Below are 15,090 nucleotides of genomic sequence, written 5' to 3' on the forward strand. Positions count from 1 at the left end.
GCTGCCAGATGAGCAGGGAACCGATGTCGGATGGGCTTTTCCCGGCCATCGGGGCCGACGTGCTTGGGCCGGCGGGCTCCGGCGTAACTCTCGCGGCGGGCGGTCTGGCGGGCCGAGTCAAGAGTTGCGCTCGATGCGATGTCCGCCCCCCATCCCCTCGCTGGCAGGTGCCGGATCCGAGATGTGGCCCCATTTCCGCCTGGCCCAGCCCTTGGTGTCCCGGCGGTCTTGCCTGGCCGGGGGAGCGGACGGTGGTCCACGACAGGCGCTGTCCGGCGAACGAGGCGCGTGTGGTGTAGCCGAACACCGGACGCAGGACCAGTGCGGCGCTTGGGCCCGGTGCTGGGGAGGATTCGGACGGAGGCGATCGGCGGCCAGGCGAGGCTCACACGGCACAGACTGCGGACGAGGACGACGCCTGTCGGCCCGCTTGCCGCCGCCGACGCCGGCGACGCCTCCGAGCTGTGGGTCCTGGCCGAGAAGCGGGAGAAGGAGGGGACGGATGATCAGTGGTCCGACCTCCTCCGGTATGGGCTGGAGGCGGATGGCCGGGTGGCGGACCCCTGGTGAGGCTGTCGGCACTGGCGCGGTGCGGGTGTCGCACCCGCGAGTGCGGTAGCCGTTGCGCCGGTTGGTCCGCTCCTCGCTGCGCTCGCCGTAGCCGGCGCCGCACAGGATGTCGGCCTCGGCCGCCCGTGGACGCAAGCCGCTGGCGCCGCGTCCCGATGTGTGTCGAGCGGGTCAGGGAGACCAGTCTGTCCATTAAGGAGCCGCTGGTCTCCCATACCCGCTAACCTGAGACTGTACGATCAGCCAAGGAACACGGATCTTCTCCCGGTCATACGTTCCTGTGTGAACGCCGGAGCACGGTCAGGAGAGCTCCGAGGAACATCAGGGAAGTCCGGAGATCGGATGCCGCCGGCCTTGGCGTCTTTCCATCCGGCAGCGGAACCGCCGCCAGGGTCATGAGCTGGCCTTGACCAAGGCTTCAGCCGGCACTGCTGGATCGTCGAGTGCCCCTTCGGCCTGCTGCTGCGACTTCGGTGCCGCGAGAACGGCCTTGGCCGAAGAACTCCGGCGTTGTGCGCACCGGACGGGCCGCTTAACGCATCAGTGGTGTTTGCTGTGGTCTTCAGGACCGGCCCGGCGAGCGGGAGCCGTCAGCGGGCCGCCTCCGCCTGGGGCGTTCTGCCAGATCACCACGTTGTCCACGACCATCCCGCAACAGCCGGACGCGCTCGACACTCCGCGCAGGGTGAGTGTGTGCGAGGTCTCCGTTGGCGTGAAGGTCTGCTTGAGTACTCCGAATTCGGCCGCGGAGGTGTTGGAGGCCGACCAGGTGTGGTCCAGCCCGGCGATCGAGACGTTCGCCGAGACCGAGCCGCCCAATGCGAAGTGCCGGGCGTAGCGCAGGGTGATCGTGTGGGGCCGGCCGGGGGTCAGCCCGGTCACCGTGCGCGTGACCTGGCCGTCGTCGTCGAGGTCGAGATGGTGGCCTACGAATCCGAGCCCGAAATGGCTGCCGGCCTGGTCCCGGGAGACCGGTGCGGTCACCGACCAGGGACCGAAGCTCTGACCGGCGCTGTAGTCGATCCAGCCCTTCACTGGTGCCGGCGGCCCCTCCTCGAAGCTGTCGACGAGGGTGGGCGTGACCGGCACGGTGCCGGTGCGCCAGATCGCGACGTCGTCGATGACCATGCCGCAGCAGCCCGAGGTGCTGCCGGCGCCGGTGAGGGTGAGTGTGTGCGAGGTCGCGGTGGCGGTGAAGGTCTGGTCGAGGGTGGAGAAGGTGCCTGAGGAGGTGTTGGAGGCCGACCAGGTGTGGTTCAGCCCGGCGATCGAGACGGTGGCCGACACGGGGCCGTCGGTGCCGCGGTGCCGGGCGTATCGCAGGGACAGCTGGTAGGTCGCGCCGGGTGTCAGCCCGGTGATGGTGCGCCGCACCTGGCCGTCGTCGTCGAGGTCGAGGTGGTGGCCGGTCTCGCCCAGGCCGCCGTGGTGGCCGGCCTGGTCCTTGGTGATCGGTGCGGTCACCGACCAGGGGCCGAGGCTCTGCCCGGCCGAGTAGTCGATCCAGCCGCCGGGAGCGGCGACCGCTCCGTCCTCGAAGCCGTCGGCGAGCACGGCGGGGCGGTTGCCGGGCGGGTCGATCTGCACCAGCTTGGCGACCGAGGGGGTGCCTTCGGAGTCGAGGACGAACAGCAGGTACAGGCCGGGTGGGGCGATGTTGCCGTTGGCGGGTGCGGTGAGGGTGCGGCTGCTGCCGGATCCGCTGATGGGCAGGTCCATGAAGCGCTGGCCGCCGTTGAAGGAGTGGGTGACGGCTCCGGCGCGTACCAGGGTGGCCCGGCTGACCGAGCCGGACACCTCGATGGAGAACGGGGTGCCGTGGGTGATGGTGTCCGGGGCTGAGGTGATGGCCGGGCGGGGGGCGGGGCTGTTGCCGTCGAACAGATAGGGCGGGGAGTAGATCTGCGCGTTGAGGTTGCTCTGCGGACCAGGCGCACCGCCACCGCCGACCAGGACCCGGCCGTCGGGGAGCAGGATCGAGGTGGAGTGGTAGAGGCGCATCCGCTCCTCGGCGGGCAGCGTGGTCCAGGTGTTGGTGTCGGGGTTCCACAGCTCGGGCTGGTAGGCCACGCCGGTGTCGCCGTTGTTGGGCAGGGAGCCGCCGTTGACCAGGACGTCGCCGGTCGGTAGCACGGTGGCGTCGGCCCAGTGGCGGCCGAAGGTCATCGGCGCGGCCGGCGTCACCGCGGGGGTGGCGCCGTTGATGTCGATGACGCTGGCGGCCTTCGAGCCGTCGCCGCCGCCGCCGTTGGAGTAGCCACCGCCGCCGACCTGGAGGATCTTGCCGGGGCGGTACATCACCGCGGTCGAGGTCGCGCCGATGTTGCCGCCTGGGAACGTTCCCGCGGGAGTGATGGAGCCGGCCCCGGCCGGATCGAGGTAGTACATGTTCGAGCCGGACACGCCGAAGATCTTGCCGTTGGGTGCGACCCAGCTGCGGGGGTACCACCAGCGATTCTGGTCGTTGCCATAGGCGTAGGCGCTGCTCGCGGCGGTGAGCGAGGTCCAGCCGACGCCCGGCGTGTACCGCTCCGGAGTCAGCACACCCGGCCCCCCGACGCCTTCCGAGGAGCCGCCCTCGACGACGATCTCGCCGTTGGGCATCACGGTCGCGGTGGGGTACCAGCGGGGGAAGTTCATCGGCGCCTCGTTGCGCAGGCCGTCGGCCGCCGAGAAGCTGGTGAAGCCCACCGGCCCCCAATTGGAGCCGGGACTGCGGCCGTCGTCCCCGCCCGCGGTGAAGATGACGTCACGAATGGGGTCGTAGACCTGCACCGAGCAGAACAGGTCGGTGAACGTGGTGTTGTCGGTCAGTTCGTGCGTGCCGGTCGCCGGGTCCCAGATGTCGAAGTTCCACTCGCCGCCCTGGTTGCCGGCGGTGTCGGTGCCGAACGTCATGACCTTGCCGTCGGCGGTCAGCGCGCTGTTGATGGGCATTACCGGCCAGGGGAGCACCGATCCCCACTGGCCGGTGGCGTCTAAGTCGGCATGCGCCGCCGACGCCGGGATCACTACGGAGGCGGCCACAAGGCACAACAGGGCCGCACCCCTTCCGAGACGCTTCACAACCCCCGCTCCTTTCCTAACTGTGAACGAGGTTTGAAATTCTGAACGCACCCTAAGGTCGCACAAAGCTGCGGTCAAGGATGTGATTTGCGTTCAGGTGCGTGAACGGGCGTACGCCGGAAGGGGCTTACCCGGTAACGGGGCGGGCTGGGTCGCTCAGGCTTGACCGTGGCGAGCCAGGACCTCCGCGCGGGAGGTGTCGTCCACGGCCAGCACGCCGCCGTTGGCGACGTCGTCGCCGCCGATCTCGGTGAAGACGATGCGGACGTCCTGTCGCCGCGCACCGAGGATGGCCACGGCTTGCTGGGTCACGGCCTCGACGAACTGCCGGCGCTGGTCGAGGGTGCGGCCACGCAGTAACTCGACGGTGATGTTGGGCATGGATGTCTTCCTTTCCGGGATCAGGACTTGCGGGAGAACGGCTGTTCCAGGCTCTGCCGGGCCGCCAGCAACTGCTCGACGATGTTCTTTTGCGCCTCCTCGTCGAGCCGGACCAGGGGCACCGAGATGCTGATGGCATAGCGGCCCGGCTGAGTGAAGGGCAGCGCCACGGCGATGCAGGCCAGCCCGAGGCAGGACTCCTCGTGCTCAAGCGCATAGCCGTCGCGGCGGACCTCGGCCAGCAGGCCGATGACCCGTTCGGGGTCGGTGGTGGTGTACTGCGTGACGGGTTCGAGCACCGGTGGGAGCATGCTCCTGGCCTGCTCGTCCTCCATCTGGGCGAGGATCGCCCGGCCCAGCGCCGTGGAGTAGACCGGCAGGCGACGACCCACGGCGGAGAACATCCGCAGCGGATGGACCGACTCCCGCTTGGCCGTGTATACCACATGGCTTCCTTCGAGCCGGGCAAGGTGCACGGTCTCGCCGGTGGCCCGCGCGAGCTCGTCCAGCAGTGGGGCGGTGCGCGCCACGACGAGGTCGCCGTCGAGATAGGCCGAGCCGACCAGCAGCGCGTGGATGCCCAGGGAGTAAACGGTGCCGGTGGGGTCGGTCTCGATCCAGCCGCGGCCCTGCATCGTGCGCAGCAGGGCGTGGAGGCTGCTCTTGGGCAGGCCCATGCGTTTGGCCAGGACGTGCAGGGACGCAGGTCCGTGGGCGGCGAGGTCTTCGAGGATGTCCAGGGCCCTGGCCGCCGACTTGACCGGCTGGGTTCCCGTAGGGTTGTCCGCCATGCGTTCAGGATAGAGGATGGCATCCACATGCTTGACACCTTCCCCCATAAACGGCCATCCTGATCCTTGAATCTCGTCCACGAATATGAATGTGTCCAAGGAGAACCGGCCATGGAGATCCGGCACGCGACTGACCCCGAGTCGGTGGAAACGGCCACCGCGGCCGAACTCCGCGATCGATACCTGGTGACAGACCTCTTCGCCCCCGGCGAGGTGTGCGGACTTTACACCCATGAGGACCGGATGGTGATCGCCGGCGCGATGCCCGCCGACCAGCCACTGGCCATCCCCGCCTGGGAGGCGGTCGGCACACCGGCGCACCTGGACCGGCGCGAGCTGGGCGTGGTCAACCTCGGCGACCCGGGCGACGTGATCGTGGACGGCAGCGCGCACAAGCTCGGCACCCTCGACGGGCTGTATGTGGGCAAGGGGTCGGACATCCGGTTGTCCGGGGAAGGAGCCTGCTATCTGCTGGTATCCGCGCCCGCCGACGCGACCCACCCCACCGCCCGCTTCAGCCGCGACACCGTCGAACCGCTGGCGCTCGGCGAGGACTCGCGCGCCAGCCGGCGCGACCTGTACCGCTACGTGTGGGGCGGCGGTCACCCCTCCTGCCGCCTCCAGTTCGGTGTCACGGTCGTGCACGACGGCTCGGTGTGGAACACGATGCCACCCCACCTGCACGACCGCCGCACCGAGATCTACCTCTACACCGGACTGGCACCGGGCGACCGGGTGATCCACCTGCTCGGCCGCCCCGGCGCCACCCGCCACCTGCTGGTCGCCGACCGGCAGGCGGTGATCAGCCCGGCCTGGTCGGTACACGCGGGGGCCGGCACCGGTCCCTACGCCTTCGTATGGGCCATGGCGGGCGAGAACACCGACTACGGCGACCTCCAAACCGTCACGCTGGAGCAGCTGTGACGGCTGCCCTGTTCTCGCTGGACGGCAAGACCGCGCTGGTCACCGGCGCCGGCCGCGGCATCGGGCGCGCGCTGGCGCTCGGCCTGGCCAGGGCGGGCGCCGACCTGGTGCTGCTCGGCCGGCCCCACAGTCAGAAGGCCACCGCCGCCACGGTCTCGGCGCTCGGCCGCCGGGTCCGCGTCGTCGACCTCGACCTGTCCGACCCCGCCCAGGTACGCGCCACCGCCGCGCGCCTGGCCACCGAGGAGCACGTGGACGTGCTGGTCAACAACGCCGGCATCATCGACCGGCGGCGGGCGGCCGAAATCCGCCCGGCCGACTGGTCCCACGTCCTCGACGTCAACCTCAACAGCCTGTTCTTCCTCACCCAGCAACTGGCCGGTCCGATGGTCTCCCGTGGCTCCGGCAAGGTGATCAACGTCGCGAGCCTGATGTCGTTCCAGGGCGGGCTCAACGTGGCCTCCTACGCCGCGACCAAGCACGCCATCGCCGGGCTGACCCGCGCCCTGTCCAACGAGTGGGCCGGGCACGGGGTCCAGGTCAACGCCATCGCGCCCGGTTACATCGTCACCGACAACACCCAGCCGCTGCGCGAAGATCCCAACCGGCTGCACGCCATCACCGACCGCATCCCGGCCGGACGCTGGGGCGAGCCCGACGACCTCGTCGGCGCCGCCGTCTTCCTGGCCTCCGGCGCCTCCGCCTACGTCACCGGACACGTTCTCGTCGTCGACGGTGGCTGGACCGCCCGCTGACCCCCGCACACCCCCCGAGATGAGGCGACTACTCCATGACCACCATACGCGCCACCTTCGCTCTGCTCGCCGCAGGCACACTGCTTCTCGCCGCGTGCGGGGGCACCGACTCCACAGCGTCCGGCGGGGACACCCAGAAGCCTGACGGCGCGTGCAAGCCGGAGCAGATCAAACTGATCGGCCAGGTCCGCAACCAGACCAATCCGTACGAGGCGGCCTGGCTGCAGGGCGGCGACGAATTCGCCAAGAAGGTCAACCTGACCCAGCAGCGGCTGACCTACGACGGCGAGTCCGCCAAACAGCAGGAGCAGATCCGCCAGGTGCTGGCCTCCGGTGACGCCCGGTGCACCGTGCTGAACGTGCTGCCCAACGGCGACTCCGACACCACTCCCATCGTCAAGCAGGCCCAGGCCGCCGGAGCCTACCTGGTCACCCAGTGGAACAAGCCCGCCGACCTCAAACCGGCCGACTACGACCGTTGGATCGCGCACATCACCTATGACGGCAAGGACTCCGGCAAGCAGATCGCCGAAGCGCTGATCAAGGCGATCGGCGGCAGCGGCGGCATCGTCGCCCTGCAGGGCATCCTGGACACCGCCGCCGCCAAGGACCGCTTCGCGGGACTCCAGGCCGCGCTGGCCGAGCACCCCGAGGTCAGCCTGCTGGACCAGCAGACGGCCGACTTCGACCGGGCCAAGGCCCTCACCCTGACCAAGACGCTGCTGACCAAGCACGGCGACGCCATCAAGGGCGTCTGGGCCGCCAACGACGACATGGCGCTCGGGGCGCTGCAGGCGCTGGAGGCGGCGGGCAAGAGCGGCAAGGTGGCGGTCGTCGGCATCGACGCCGTACCCGACGCCGTCAAGGCCGTTCAGGACGGCACCATGACCGCCACCATCTCCAGCGACGGACCCTGGCAGGGCGGCATCGGCCTGGCCATGGGCTACTGCGCGGCCACCGGACAGTTGAACGTCGCCTCGGTCCAGCCCCGCGCCTTCTACGCCAAGCAGTTCCTCGTCACCAAGGACAACGCCCCGCAGTTCGCCACGCCCAAGGTGGACCCGGCCGAGTTCGAGTGCGCCAACCTGTTCAGCCGGGTCACCGGGCCGGTCGCCGATGGCTGAGCGCATCCAGACTTACGGCCCGGCAGCCGCGCTGCTCGCGCTGGTCGCCGTGTTCGCGGTCCTGTCGCCGCAGTTCCGGACGCTGGGCAACCTGCAGAACCTGCTCGACGCGGGCGCGGTGCTGGCGGTGGTGACCATCGGCGCCACCTACGTACTGATCCTGGGCTGCATCGACCTGTCGGCGGCGGGAGTGATGGGCGCCTGCGCGCTGGCGGTGTCGCTGCTGGTGGCCAACAGCCGCACCGCCCTGGATCTGGGCCCGCTCGGCGTCCTGCTGGTCGTGGCACTCGGCGCGGCGTTCGGCTGCCTCAGCGGCGTGCTGTCGGTCGGGCTGAAGGTGCCCTCGTTCATGACCACGCTGGGCGTCTCGGCGATCGGGCTCGGCGTCGCGACCGTGCTGTTCGCGGGCGTGCAGCCGACCGTCTCCGACCCGTGGCTGCTGCAGTGGGCCAGCGGGCGCTGGCTGGGCTTCACCCGCCTCACCTACCTGGCGCTGGCCACGGTGGCGCTGGCCTGGCTCGTGCAGCGCTACACGCGGCTGGGCCGCTACGCCCTGGCGATCGGCGGCGGCGAGGACATCCTGCGCCTGTCGGGCATCCGGGTCGGCAGGTACAAGGTGGCGGCCTTCACCCTGGCCGGCGCCTGCTACGGCCTGGCCGCCGTGATGATCACCGCCCAGCTCGGCTCCGGCATCGTGCAGGCCGGGGCAGGGCTGAGCTTCGCCGCGATCACCGCCGCCGTGGTCGGCGGCACCCAACTGGCCGGGGGCCGGGGCGGTGTCGCCCACTCCATGGTCGGCGTGCTCATCCTCACCGTACTGGCCAACGGCCTGGTCCTCATCGGCGTCAGCCCTTACGCCCAGCGGGCCGTCCAGGGCGTGATCGTGGTCTTCGCGGTGGGTGCCACCCTCTGGCCGTTGCGCCACCGCCTGGAGGTGGTCAAGTGATCGAGGTGAGCGGGCTGCGCAAGGCATACCCGGGCGTGGTGGCCCTGGACGGCGTGAGCCTGCAGATCCGCCCCGGCGAGGTCGTGGGCCTGGCCGGGGAGAACGGCGCCGGCAAGTCCACGCTGCTCAAAGCGCTGGTCGGGCTGGTGCGGCCCGACGAGGGCACCATCTCGGTTCGCGGGCGCCAGGTACGGCTGCGCGGTGTGGCCGAGGCCGCGGCCCACGGCATCGGCATGGTCTTCCAGGAGCAGTCGCTGGTGCCCAACCTCACCGCCGCCGAGAACATCCTGCTCGGCTGCGAGGGCTCGGGCGTACGGCTGGGGGTCTACCGGTGGCGGCGGCTGCGCGAGCTGGCCCAGGCGCAGCTCGACAAGATCGGATCACGCGTGGACCCGATGGCCCGCACCGAGACGCTGAGCTTCGCCGAGCGGCAGATGGTGGAGATCGCCAAGGTGCTGGCCATCGAGGAGCGCACCAAGGAGCCGCCCGTGGTGCTGCTCGACGAGCCCACCTCGGTGCTGGAGACCGAGGAGATCGAGACCCTGTTCGCGCAGATCGAGCGGCTGCGCAAGCACGCCTCGGTGGTCTTCGTCTCCCACCGGCTGGACGAGGTGCTCCAGGTCTGCGACCGGGTCTACGTGCTGCGCGGCGGACAGGTCGCGGGAGAGATCGACCCGGCCACCGCCGACGCCGCCGACCTGCACCGGATGATGATCGGCACCGAGGCCACCGGCAGCCATTACCACGACGACCTGCACACGCCGCCCGAGCGTGAGTCGGTACGGCTGAGCGTGCGCGGCCTGTGCGGCGACGGCTTCTCCGACGTCTCCTTCGACCTGGCCAGGGGCGAGGTGGTGGCCGTGGCGGGCGTGCACGGCTCCGGGCGCGAGGAGCTGTGCCGCGCGCTGTTCGGCGGCCGGGCCATCACCGCCGGGCAGGTCGAGCTCGACGGGGAGACGGTCAGGCTGTCCAGCCCGCGCGATGCCGTACGGGCGGGGCTGGGATACGTGCCGTCCGAGCGCAAGGTGGAGGGCATCGTCGCCGCCATGTCGGTGGCCGAGAACATGGCGCTGCCGCACACCGGCGCGCTGGCGCGCGAGGCGCAGGCGGTGGAGGAGTGGATCGAGCGGCTGCGCATCAAGACGCCCGACCGGCACACGGCCATCGGAACGCTGTCGGGCGGCAACCAGCAGAAGGTGGTGCTGGCCCGCTGGCTGCTGACCGGGTCGCTGCGGGTGCTGCTGCTCGACCACCCCACACGCGGCCTGGACGTCGGCGCGAAGTCGGAGGTCTACCGGCTGATCCGCGACTTGTCGGCGTCGGGCGTGTCGGTCCTGATGCTGGCCGACAGCCTGGAGGAGTGCATCGCCATGAGCGATCGGGTGCTGGTCATGAAGGAAGGGCGGGTCACCATGACGCTGCATACCCCACCGGGCGCCAAGCCCGACCCGGTCGAGCTGGTCAAGGAGATGGTCTGAGATGGCCGTCGCCGCCCACCTGCCCGACCGCCGCCTGCTCGTCGTGACCGCCATGCCGGTCGCCGCCTTCCTGGTGTTGCTGGCCGCGCTCGCCGCGGCCAGCCCCGGACTGCTGGAGGCCGGCAGTCTGCTGACGCTCGCCGACTCCGCCGCGCCCCTCACCGTGCTGGCAGCGGGGGCCACGATCGTGGTCCTGTGCGGAGGCATCGACCTGTCCGTCGCCGCGCTCGCCTCGCTGGCCTCGGTGCTGCTCGCGTCGTGGGCACCCGGCCTGCACGGCTGGGCCGTACCGGCGGTGGTCACCCTGTGCGCCCTGGCAGGCGCCGTGCAGGGGCTGGTCCACGTCGCCTTCCGCATCCCCTCCTTCGTCGTCACGCTCGGCGGCATGACCCTGTGGTCGGCCCTCGCCCTGCTGGCCTCCGGAGCGGCGACCGTGCCGATGCCCGACAGCACCCCGACCGACTGGGCCTTCACCCGGCTGGGCGGGCTGGTGCCCTCCGCCGTGCTCGTCGCCCTCGGCACCATGGCGGCGCTGGCCGCGCTGCTGCGAGTGACCCCGCTGGGCAGGTGGGTACGCGCCGTCGGGCACGCCGAGCCCGCCGCCCGCCTGGCCGGCCTGCCCATCGCCCGGATCAAGGTGATCGCCTTCGCGCTCTCCGGCGGCACCGCCGGGCTGGCCGGGGTGCTGCTGGTCGCCCGCACCTTCAGCGGTGCGCCCACGCTGGCCGACAGCCTCCTGCTGCCCGCGGTGGCCGCGATCGTCGTCGGCGGCACCGCGATCACCGGGGGCCATGGCGCGCTGTGGCGCACGCTGGTCGGCGCGGGAATCGTCACCTTGCTGCGCGTCGGCCTGTCCTACGCCGGGGTGGACGCCGCCTACGAGTCCATCCTGTACGGCGTGCTCGTCGTCGGCGCCGTGGCGCTCACCATCGACCGATCCAAAGTATCCATCGTCAAGTGAAGGACTATCCGTGACCCTCTCTCAGGCGTTCCATCCCGCCGTCGCCGACTTCCTGAACAGCGACAAGGACCTCCTGATCGGCGACGAGTGGCGCCCGGCCGCCGACGGCCGTACCTTCGCCACCGTCAACCCGGCCACCGAGACCGACCTTGTCCGGGTCGCCCAGGCGGGCGCCGAGGACGTCGAGCGGGCTGTGCGCGCGGCGCGCGCCGCCTTCGAGGACGGCTCGGCCTGGAGCCGGACCACCCCGCGCCAGCGTGCGCGGCTGCTGTGGCGGGCGGCCGAGCTGATCGAGCGCGACGCCGAGATACTGGCGCAACTGGAGTCGCTGGACAACGGCAAGCTGGTCAGCGCCGCCCGCGACGGCGACGTTGCCACCGCCGCCGAGCTGTTCCGCTACTTCGCCGGGTGGGCCACCAAGATCGAGGGCACCACGATCCCCATGTCCACCGAGCGCCCGCACCACGCCTACACCCGGCGCGAGCCGGTGGGGGTGGTGGCCGCCATCGTGCCGTGGAACTTCCCCCTCCTGATGGCCTGCTTCAAGATCATTCCCGCGCTGACCGCGGGGAACACGGTGGTACTCAAGCCCGCGGAGCAGACGCCGCTGACCGCGCTGTGGCTGGGCTCGCTGCTGCTGGAGGCGGGGTTCCCGCCGGGCGTGGTCAACGTGCTGCCCGGCTACGGCGACACCGGCGCCGCCCTGGTCGCCCATCGTGGCGTGGACAAGGTGGCCTTCACCGGCTCCACCGAGGTGGGCAAGCGGATCGTGGCCGTGGCGGCGGGCAACCTCAAGAAGGTCTCCCTGGAGCTGGGCGGCAAGGCGCCCAACATCATCTTCGCCGACGCCGACCTCGATCGCGCCGTGGCCGGCTCGGCGCTGGCGGGCTTCTTCAACGAGGGGCAGTGCTGCGTCAACGGCTCCCGGCTCTATGTCGAGCGGCCCGTCTACGACGAGGTCGTGAAGAGCCTGTCGGAGGCGGCGCGTAAGATCCGGCTCGGCAGCAACTTCGACGACGCCGACATGGGCCCGCTGGTCTCCGCCGAGCAGCACGAGAAGGTGCTGGGCTACGTGCGCGGCGGGCTGGCGGCCGGTGCCTCGGCCGCGGCCGGCAGCGGCGACCGCGCCCGGCCGGTCGGCTACTACGTCGAGCCGACGGTGCTGACCGGCGTACTGGAGCAGATGCCGGTGCAGCGTGAGGAGATCTTCGGCCCCGTGGTGACGGCGGTGCCGTTCGACAGCGAGGAGCAGGTGGTGGCGATGGCCAACGACACCCGTTACGGCCTTGCGGCCGGGGTGTGGACGCGCGACCTCGCGCGCGGTCACAGGGTCGCGGGCCGGCTGCGAGCCGGGACGGTGTGGGTCAACACCTGGCACGCAGACGACGTCACCCTGCCACGCGGCGGTTACAAGGAGTCCGGCTGGGGTCGAGAGCTGGGCTCCTTCGGGCTGGACGACTTCACGGAGCTGAAGACCGTGATCGCCGACATCGGCTGACAGTGAGCATGCACATGAGCGCCTCCCTCCCCAGGGCCTGCCCATCGGCTACTGCCGCCCCTGCCCGGGAGGCGCTCATGTGCGCCCCATATCAGCCGCTCGTCACACCGCCTGGCCTGCCCCTGCCTCGAGCCGCTACTGATGGCGTACTACGGCAACGGCGGCGTGCAGAGCGTGAACGAGCCCGATGGGAACCCTGCCTACCCGCGAACGATGGGCACTGCTCACCCCAGACGGCCGAATCGACGTGTCTGTTCCGGTTGCTCAAGCTCGCCGAGCTCCGGGCGCGCGCAGCCGTTCCCCTCCCGTGCGGCGATACCCCGCATATACGCGAGCGCACCTTCTTCGCCCACGGCCCCAGAGACGGCCGCGATTTCGGACGGCGGCCGCCTCTCGCCCCTGTTGACCCGCAGGTTCCGCTTTACCGGTTCCGACCTGGCCAGGGCGCACCTGCTTGGTGGGGCCTGACCCCGCGCGTCAGTAGCCGCTAAGACGGAGTGCCAGCAAGCCCGCGACTAGGCCGAGCGCAGCAAGGAACAGTCCGGCCCTGTCGTATTTGCGGATGGGATGGCGAACATACTCTTCGGGGCGCCACCTCCGCTCCAGCCGGGCGGCCCAGGGCCAGCGACGCGCAGAAGAACCCGACGACGATCACCGAGCGCGCCCACTCCGCGTTGGTTGTGGCGTCGATGTGGCGGCACAGGGCACGCTTGCGTTCCAGGAACGAGGTGGGCGTCCAGACATTCGGCTGGGTAGGGATGCGGTCGCAGCCGGCCAGGAAGCCCAGCGGCCCTGAGACGAAGGACGGAATCTCGGGCTCGATCAGCTTTCCCGAGGCGCCCGCTCGTAACTGCGCCTGCGCCGCCGTCCACGTCTGTGCAGGAACATCCGGTGCCTGCAGCAGACTCTGGGTGAATCCGGAGATCGCGGGCCCGAGCCGAGGCACCGAGACGGGTGCGTACTGCTCCGTCTCCTCGGTCGGCCCCAGGCCAAACAGCAGGAAGAAGCCCGCGATCGCCATCACCGTCGTCCCGGCGGGGACGATCGCGAACCACGGGGAGTATCCGGCGAGCCCGCCGACGAAAAAGGTGGTCACGCTGAACAGGAACGGCCACCGTACCTCTTTGACGACCTCGCCCAGTGAGTTCTCGTCGGCCGCGGCGAGGAAAGTGCCTGAGGCCGTCAGTAGCACGGTGAGAAAGGGGAATCCGGTCACTGGTTGGTCTTCAGGGCTGGCCCGAAGGGTTCGCCGGTAGCGCAGCAGCCCGTCGATGGCCGCGCCAAGAAGGCCGCCCACGAGCGCGGAGATCCACACCTCGCGGGTCTTGGTAAGCAGGATTCCGGCGGCGATCCACGAGAACCAGCCGAACGTGGCCCCTAAAGCAGCGAAAAGCCCGAAATACAGCGCCTTGCGCACACCGAGCATAGGGGTGATATTCCACCGTGCTGGCTCCGGCGAACTTCCGAGTCGTCTCCGCGTGGACGCCGCCCACGCTGTCACGTCGGATGTAGGCAGAGCTCGTTGAGGAGTGGGGCAGGCGGACTGAGGCCCCTTCCACAGCGGCCGCGAAGCGGAGCGTCGAGGCGTTGATCGACATCATCGTCAGCACCGTGGCCAAGGGTGATGAGGTCCGCATCGGGCGGCTCGGGGTCTTCGGCCGCGCCTACCGCCAGGCTCGTGCGGCGCGACCCGAACACCGGCCCGATCGGCATGAACCCCCGTACAAGGCGTTGGCCATCCTGGCGAGGAAGGCGTCATCTACACCGTCCGCGCCCAAGGCTCCTACGTCGGGCCGGAGAACGCCCCGAAGATCCGCGAGCCGTGGCCGTTTGAGAAGGTCGCGGCCGCCGTCATCGAGGGCATCGATCGTGGCGGCTATGAGCCGGACGAGGTGCTGCCGTCTGAGACGGAAATGATGGAGGAGTACGGTGTCGCCAAGAAAACGGTCCGTGCGGCCGTCGCTCTGCTGCGTGAACAGGGATGGGTTTGCACCGTGCCCACGATCGGGACATTCGTCGCAAGTCGTGATAAATGGCCGACCGCGAGTTGACCTGAGTATTTGCTGGGAATTCGCAGCGGCGCGCGGTGTCGTCGCATCGGACAGCGACTCCATCGCGTGTCAATCTTGAGTTGCTCTAACCCCATCTTGTAAACGACCGCCGGAGTGGTGACGCCGCCGATGCGCGGCAGGCCGCGGCGCTCCTCGAACAGTTGACCGGCCAGGGCTGGAACGTACGCGCCCTCATGTAGCCCTCTCGTCCCGCCGCTTCCCCTTGGAAAGGTCGTGCTGTACGAGCCGAGATCACCTTGTCGGCGCCGCCCCACAAGACCGCCAGAGTGCTGCAACTTCAGGGCCTGTTCGACGTGCCCGTGGACCTGTCGCCGCCGGCGTGGCTGCGGCCCTTCCATACGCTGTCGAACGGGGAGGAGTTCCGCGCGTCGATCGCGCGGGCGCTGGCCGGTCGATGGACGGCTATGGCCCGTCTTCGCACGTCATCACTGAGGCTTTTCCAACCTGATCGCGCAGGTCAGCAGGGGTGGGGCCGGGACCGGGTTGGCATGACAAGAGGCTCCCGGTAAGACAGCAGTCGACCA

The 15,090-nt window shown here is 70.1% G+C and carries 12 protein-coding genes and 2 pseudogenes; 9 read left to right on the top strand and 5 right to left on the bottom strand.

Translation table 11 applies throughout. The features are described 5' to 3' along the window. Positions 1-555: 555 nt before the first annotated feature. From HNP84_RS35115 to HNP84_RS35130, 4 genes and pseudogenes are all read right to left on the bottom strand, one after another. Positions 556-690: pseudogene (locus HNP84_RS35115) on the bottom strand (transposase); the annotation flags it as partial. Between the two features lie 420 nt (positions 691-1,110). Next, positions 1,111-3,507, bottom strand: coding sequence for a galactose oxidase early set domain-containing protein (locus HNP84_RS35120; protein WP_185054347.1), 2,397 nt, complete (start codon positions 3,505-3,507; stop codon positions 1,111-1,113). Positions 3,508-3,792: 285 nt separating this feature from the next. Beyond that, positions 3,793-4,017: a tautomerase family protein gene (locus HNP84_RS35125; protein ID WP_185054348.1), complete on the bottom strand. Its 225-nt coding sequence runs from the start codon at positions 4,015-4,017 to the stop codon at positions 3,793-3,795. A 20-nt stretch (positions 4,018-4,037) separates the two neighbouring features. After that, positions 4,038-4,808, bottom strand: coding sequence for an IclR family transcriptional regulator (locus tag HNP84_RS35130; protein ID WP_185054349.1), 771 nt, complete (start codon positions 4,806-4,808; stop codon positions 4,038-4,040). Positions 4,809-4,919: 111 nt separating this feature from the next. Here HNP84_RS35130 and kduI point away from each other — a divergent pair, with 111 nt between their 5' ends. Genes kduI through HNP84_RS35165 form a run of 7 tightly spaced genes read left to right on the top strand, consistent with a single transcriptional unit; the run spans position 4,920 to position 12,494 of the window. After that, on the top strand, positions 4,920-5,732 hold the full coding sequence (gene kduI / locus HNP84_RS35135) for a 5-dehydro-4-deoxy-D-glucuronate isomerase (RefSeq protein WP_185054350.1): 813 nt from the start codon (positions 4,920-4,922) through the stop codon (positions 5,730-5,732). Beyond that, positions 5,729-6,487 carry an SDR family oxidoreductase gene (locus HNP84_RS35140; protein ID WP_312926470.1) on the top strand — a complete coding sequence of 253 codons (759 nt, stop codon included), beginning with the start codon at positions 5,729-5,731 and terminating at the stop codon, positions 6,485-6,487. Before kduI ends, HNP84_RS35140 begins: the two co-directional genes overlap by 4 nt. Positions 6,488-6,522: 35 nt before the next feature. Then, complete coding sequence (locus HNP84_RS35145) at positions 6,523-7,611, top strand: sugar ABC transporter substrate-binding protein (protein WP_185054352.1); 1,089 nt, start codon at positions 6,523-6,525, stop codon at positions 7,609-7,611. Next, a complete protein-coding gene (locus HNP84_RS35150) occupies positions 7,604-8,557 on the top strand; it encodes an ABC transporter permease (RefSeq protein WP_185054353.1) in 954 nt (317 codons plus the stop codon). Before HNP84_RS35145 ends, HNP84_RS35150 begins: the two co-directional genes overlap by 8 nt. Then, positions 8,554-10,035: a sugar ABC transporter ATP-binding protein gene (locus HNP84_RS35155; RefSeq protein WP_185054354.1), complete on the top strand. Its 1,482-nt coding sequence runs from the start codon at positions 8,554-8,556 to the stop codon at positions 10,033-10,035. The genes HNP84_RS35150 and HNP84_RS35155 overlap by 4 nt, the downstream gene beginning before the upstream one ends. 1 nt (position 10,036) lies before the next feature. Continuing rightward, positions 10,037-10,996 (top strand): ABC transporter permease, encoded by a 960-nt coding sequence (locus HNP84_RS35160; protein ID WP_185054355.1) that lies wholly within the window; start codon positions 10,037-10,039, stop codon positions 10,994-10,996. A gap of 10 nt (positions 10,997-11,006) precedes the next feature. After that, positions 11,007-12,494, top strand: a complete 1,488-nt coding sequence (locus HNP84_RS35165) for an aldehyde dehydrogenase family protein (RefSeq protein WP_185054356.1) — start codon at positions 11,007-11,009, stop codon at positions 12,492-12,494. Positions 12,495-12,981: 487 nt separating this feature from the next. Here HNP84_RS35165 and HNP84_RS35170 read toward each other — a convergent pair whose 3' ends face one another. Then, positions 12,982-13,920 (bottom strand): hypothetical protein, encoded by a 939-nt coding sequence (locus HNP84_RS35170; protein ID WP_185054357.1) that lies wholly within the window; start codon positions 13,918-13,920, stop codon positions 12,982-12,984. A gap of 101 nt (positions 13,921-14,021) precedes the next feature. Here HNP84_RS35170 and HNP84_RS56890 point away from each other — a divergent pair. Next, a pseudogene (locus tag HNP84_RS56890) lies at positions 14,022-14,411 on the top strand (HU family DNA-binding protein); the annotation flags it as partial. Continuing rightward, complete coding sequence (locus HNP84_RS56895; protein WP_376772007.1) at positions 14,306-14,545, top strand: winged helix-turn-helix domain-containing protein; 240 nt, start codon at positions 14,306-14,308, stop codon at positions 14,543-14,545. The pseudogene HNP84_RS56890 and the gene HNP84_RS56895, both read left to right, overlap by 106 nt. Positions 14,546-15,090: the final 545 nt, after the last annotated feature.

The sequence above is a fragment of the Thermocatellispora tengchongensis genome (genome assembly GCF_014202315.1).
GTDB lineage: Bacteria > Actinomycetota > Actinomycetes > Streptosporangiales > Streptosporangiaceae > Thermocatellispora > Thermocatellispora tengchongensis.

Excerpts from the sequence above, each read along its gene's own strand:
- HNP84_RS35120 (WP_185054347.1), bottom strand. The coding sequence starts at position 3,507 with ATGCCCATCAACAGCGCGCTGACCGCCGACGGCAAGGTCATGACGTTC.
- HNP84_RS35125 (WP_185054348.1), bottom strand. The coding sequence starts at position 4,017 with ATGCCCAACATCACCGTCGAGTTACTGCGTGGCCGCACCCTCGACCAG.
- HNP84_RS35130 (WP_185054349.1), bottom strand. The coding sequence starts at position 4,808 with ATGGCGGACAACCCTACGGGAACCCAGCCGGTCAAGTCGGCGGCCAGG.
- kduI (WP_185054350.1), top strand. The coding sequence starts at position 4,920 with ATGGAGATCCGGCACGCGACTGACCCCGAGTCGGTGGAAACGGCCACC.
- HNP84_RS35145 (WP_185054352.1), top strand. The coding sequence starts at position 6,523 with ATGACCACCATACGCGCCACCTTCGCTCTGCTCGCCGCAGGCACACTG.
- HNP84_RS35150 (WP_185054353.1), top strand. The coding sequence starts at position 7,604 with ATGGCTGAGCGCATCCAGACTTACGGCCCGGCAGCCGCGCTGCTCGCG.
- HNP84_RS35160 (WP_185054355.1), top strand. The coding sequence starts at position 10,037 with ATGGCCGTCGCCGCCCACCTGCCCGACCGCCGCCTGCTCGTCGTGACC.
- HNP84_RS35170 (WP_185054357.1), bottom strand. The coding sequence starts at position 13,920 with ATGCTCGGTGTGCGCAAGGCGCTGTATTTCGGGCTTTTCGCTGCTTTA.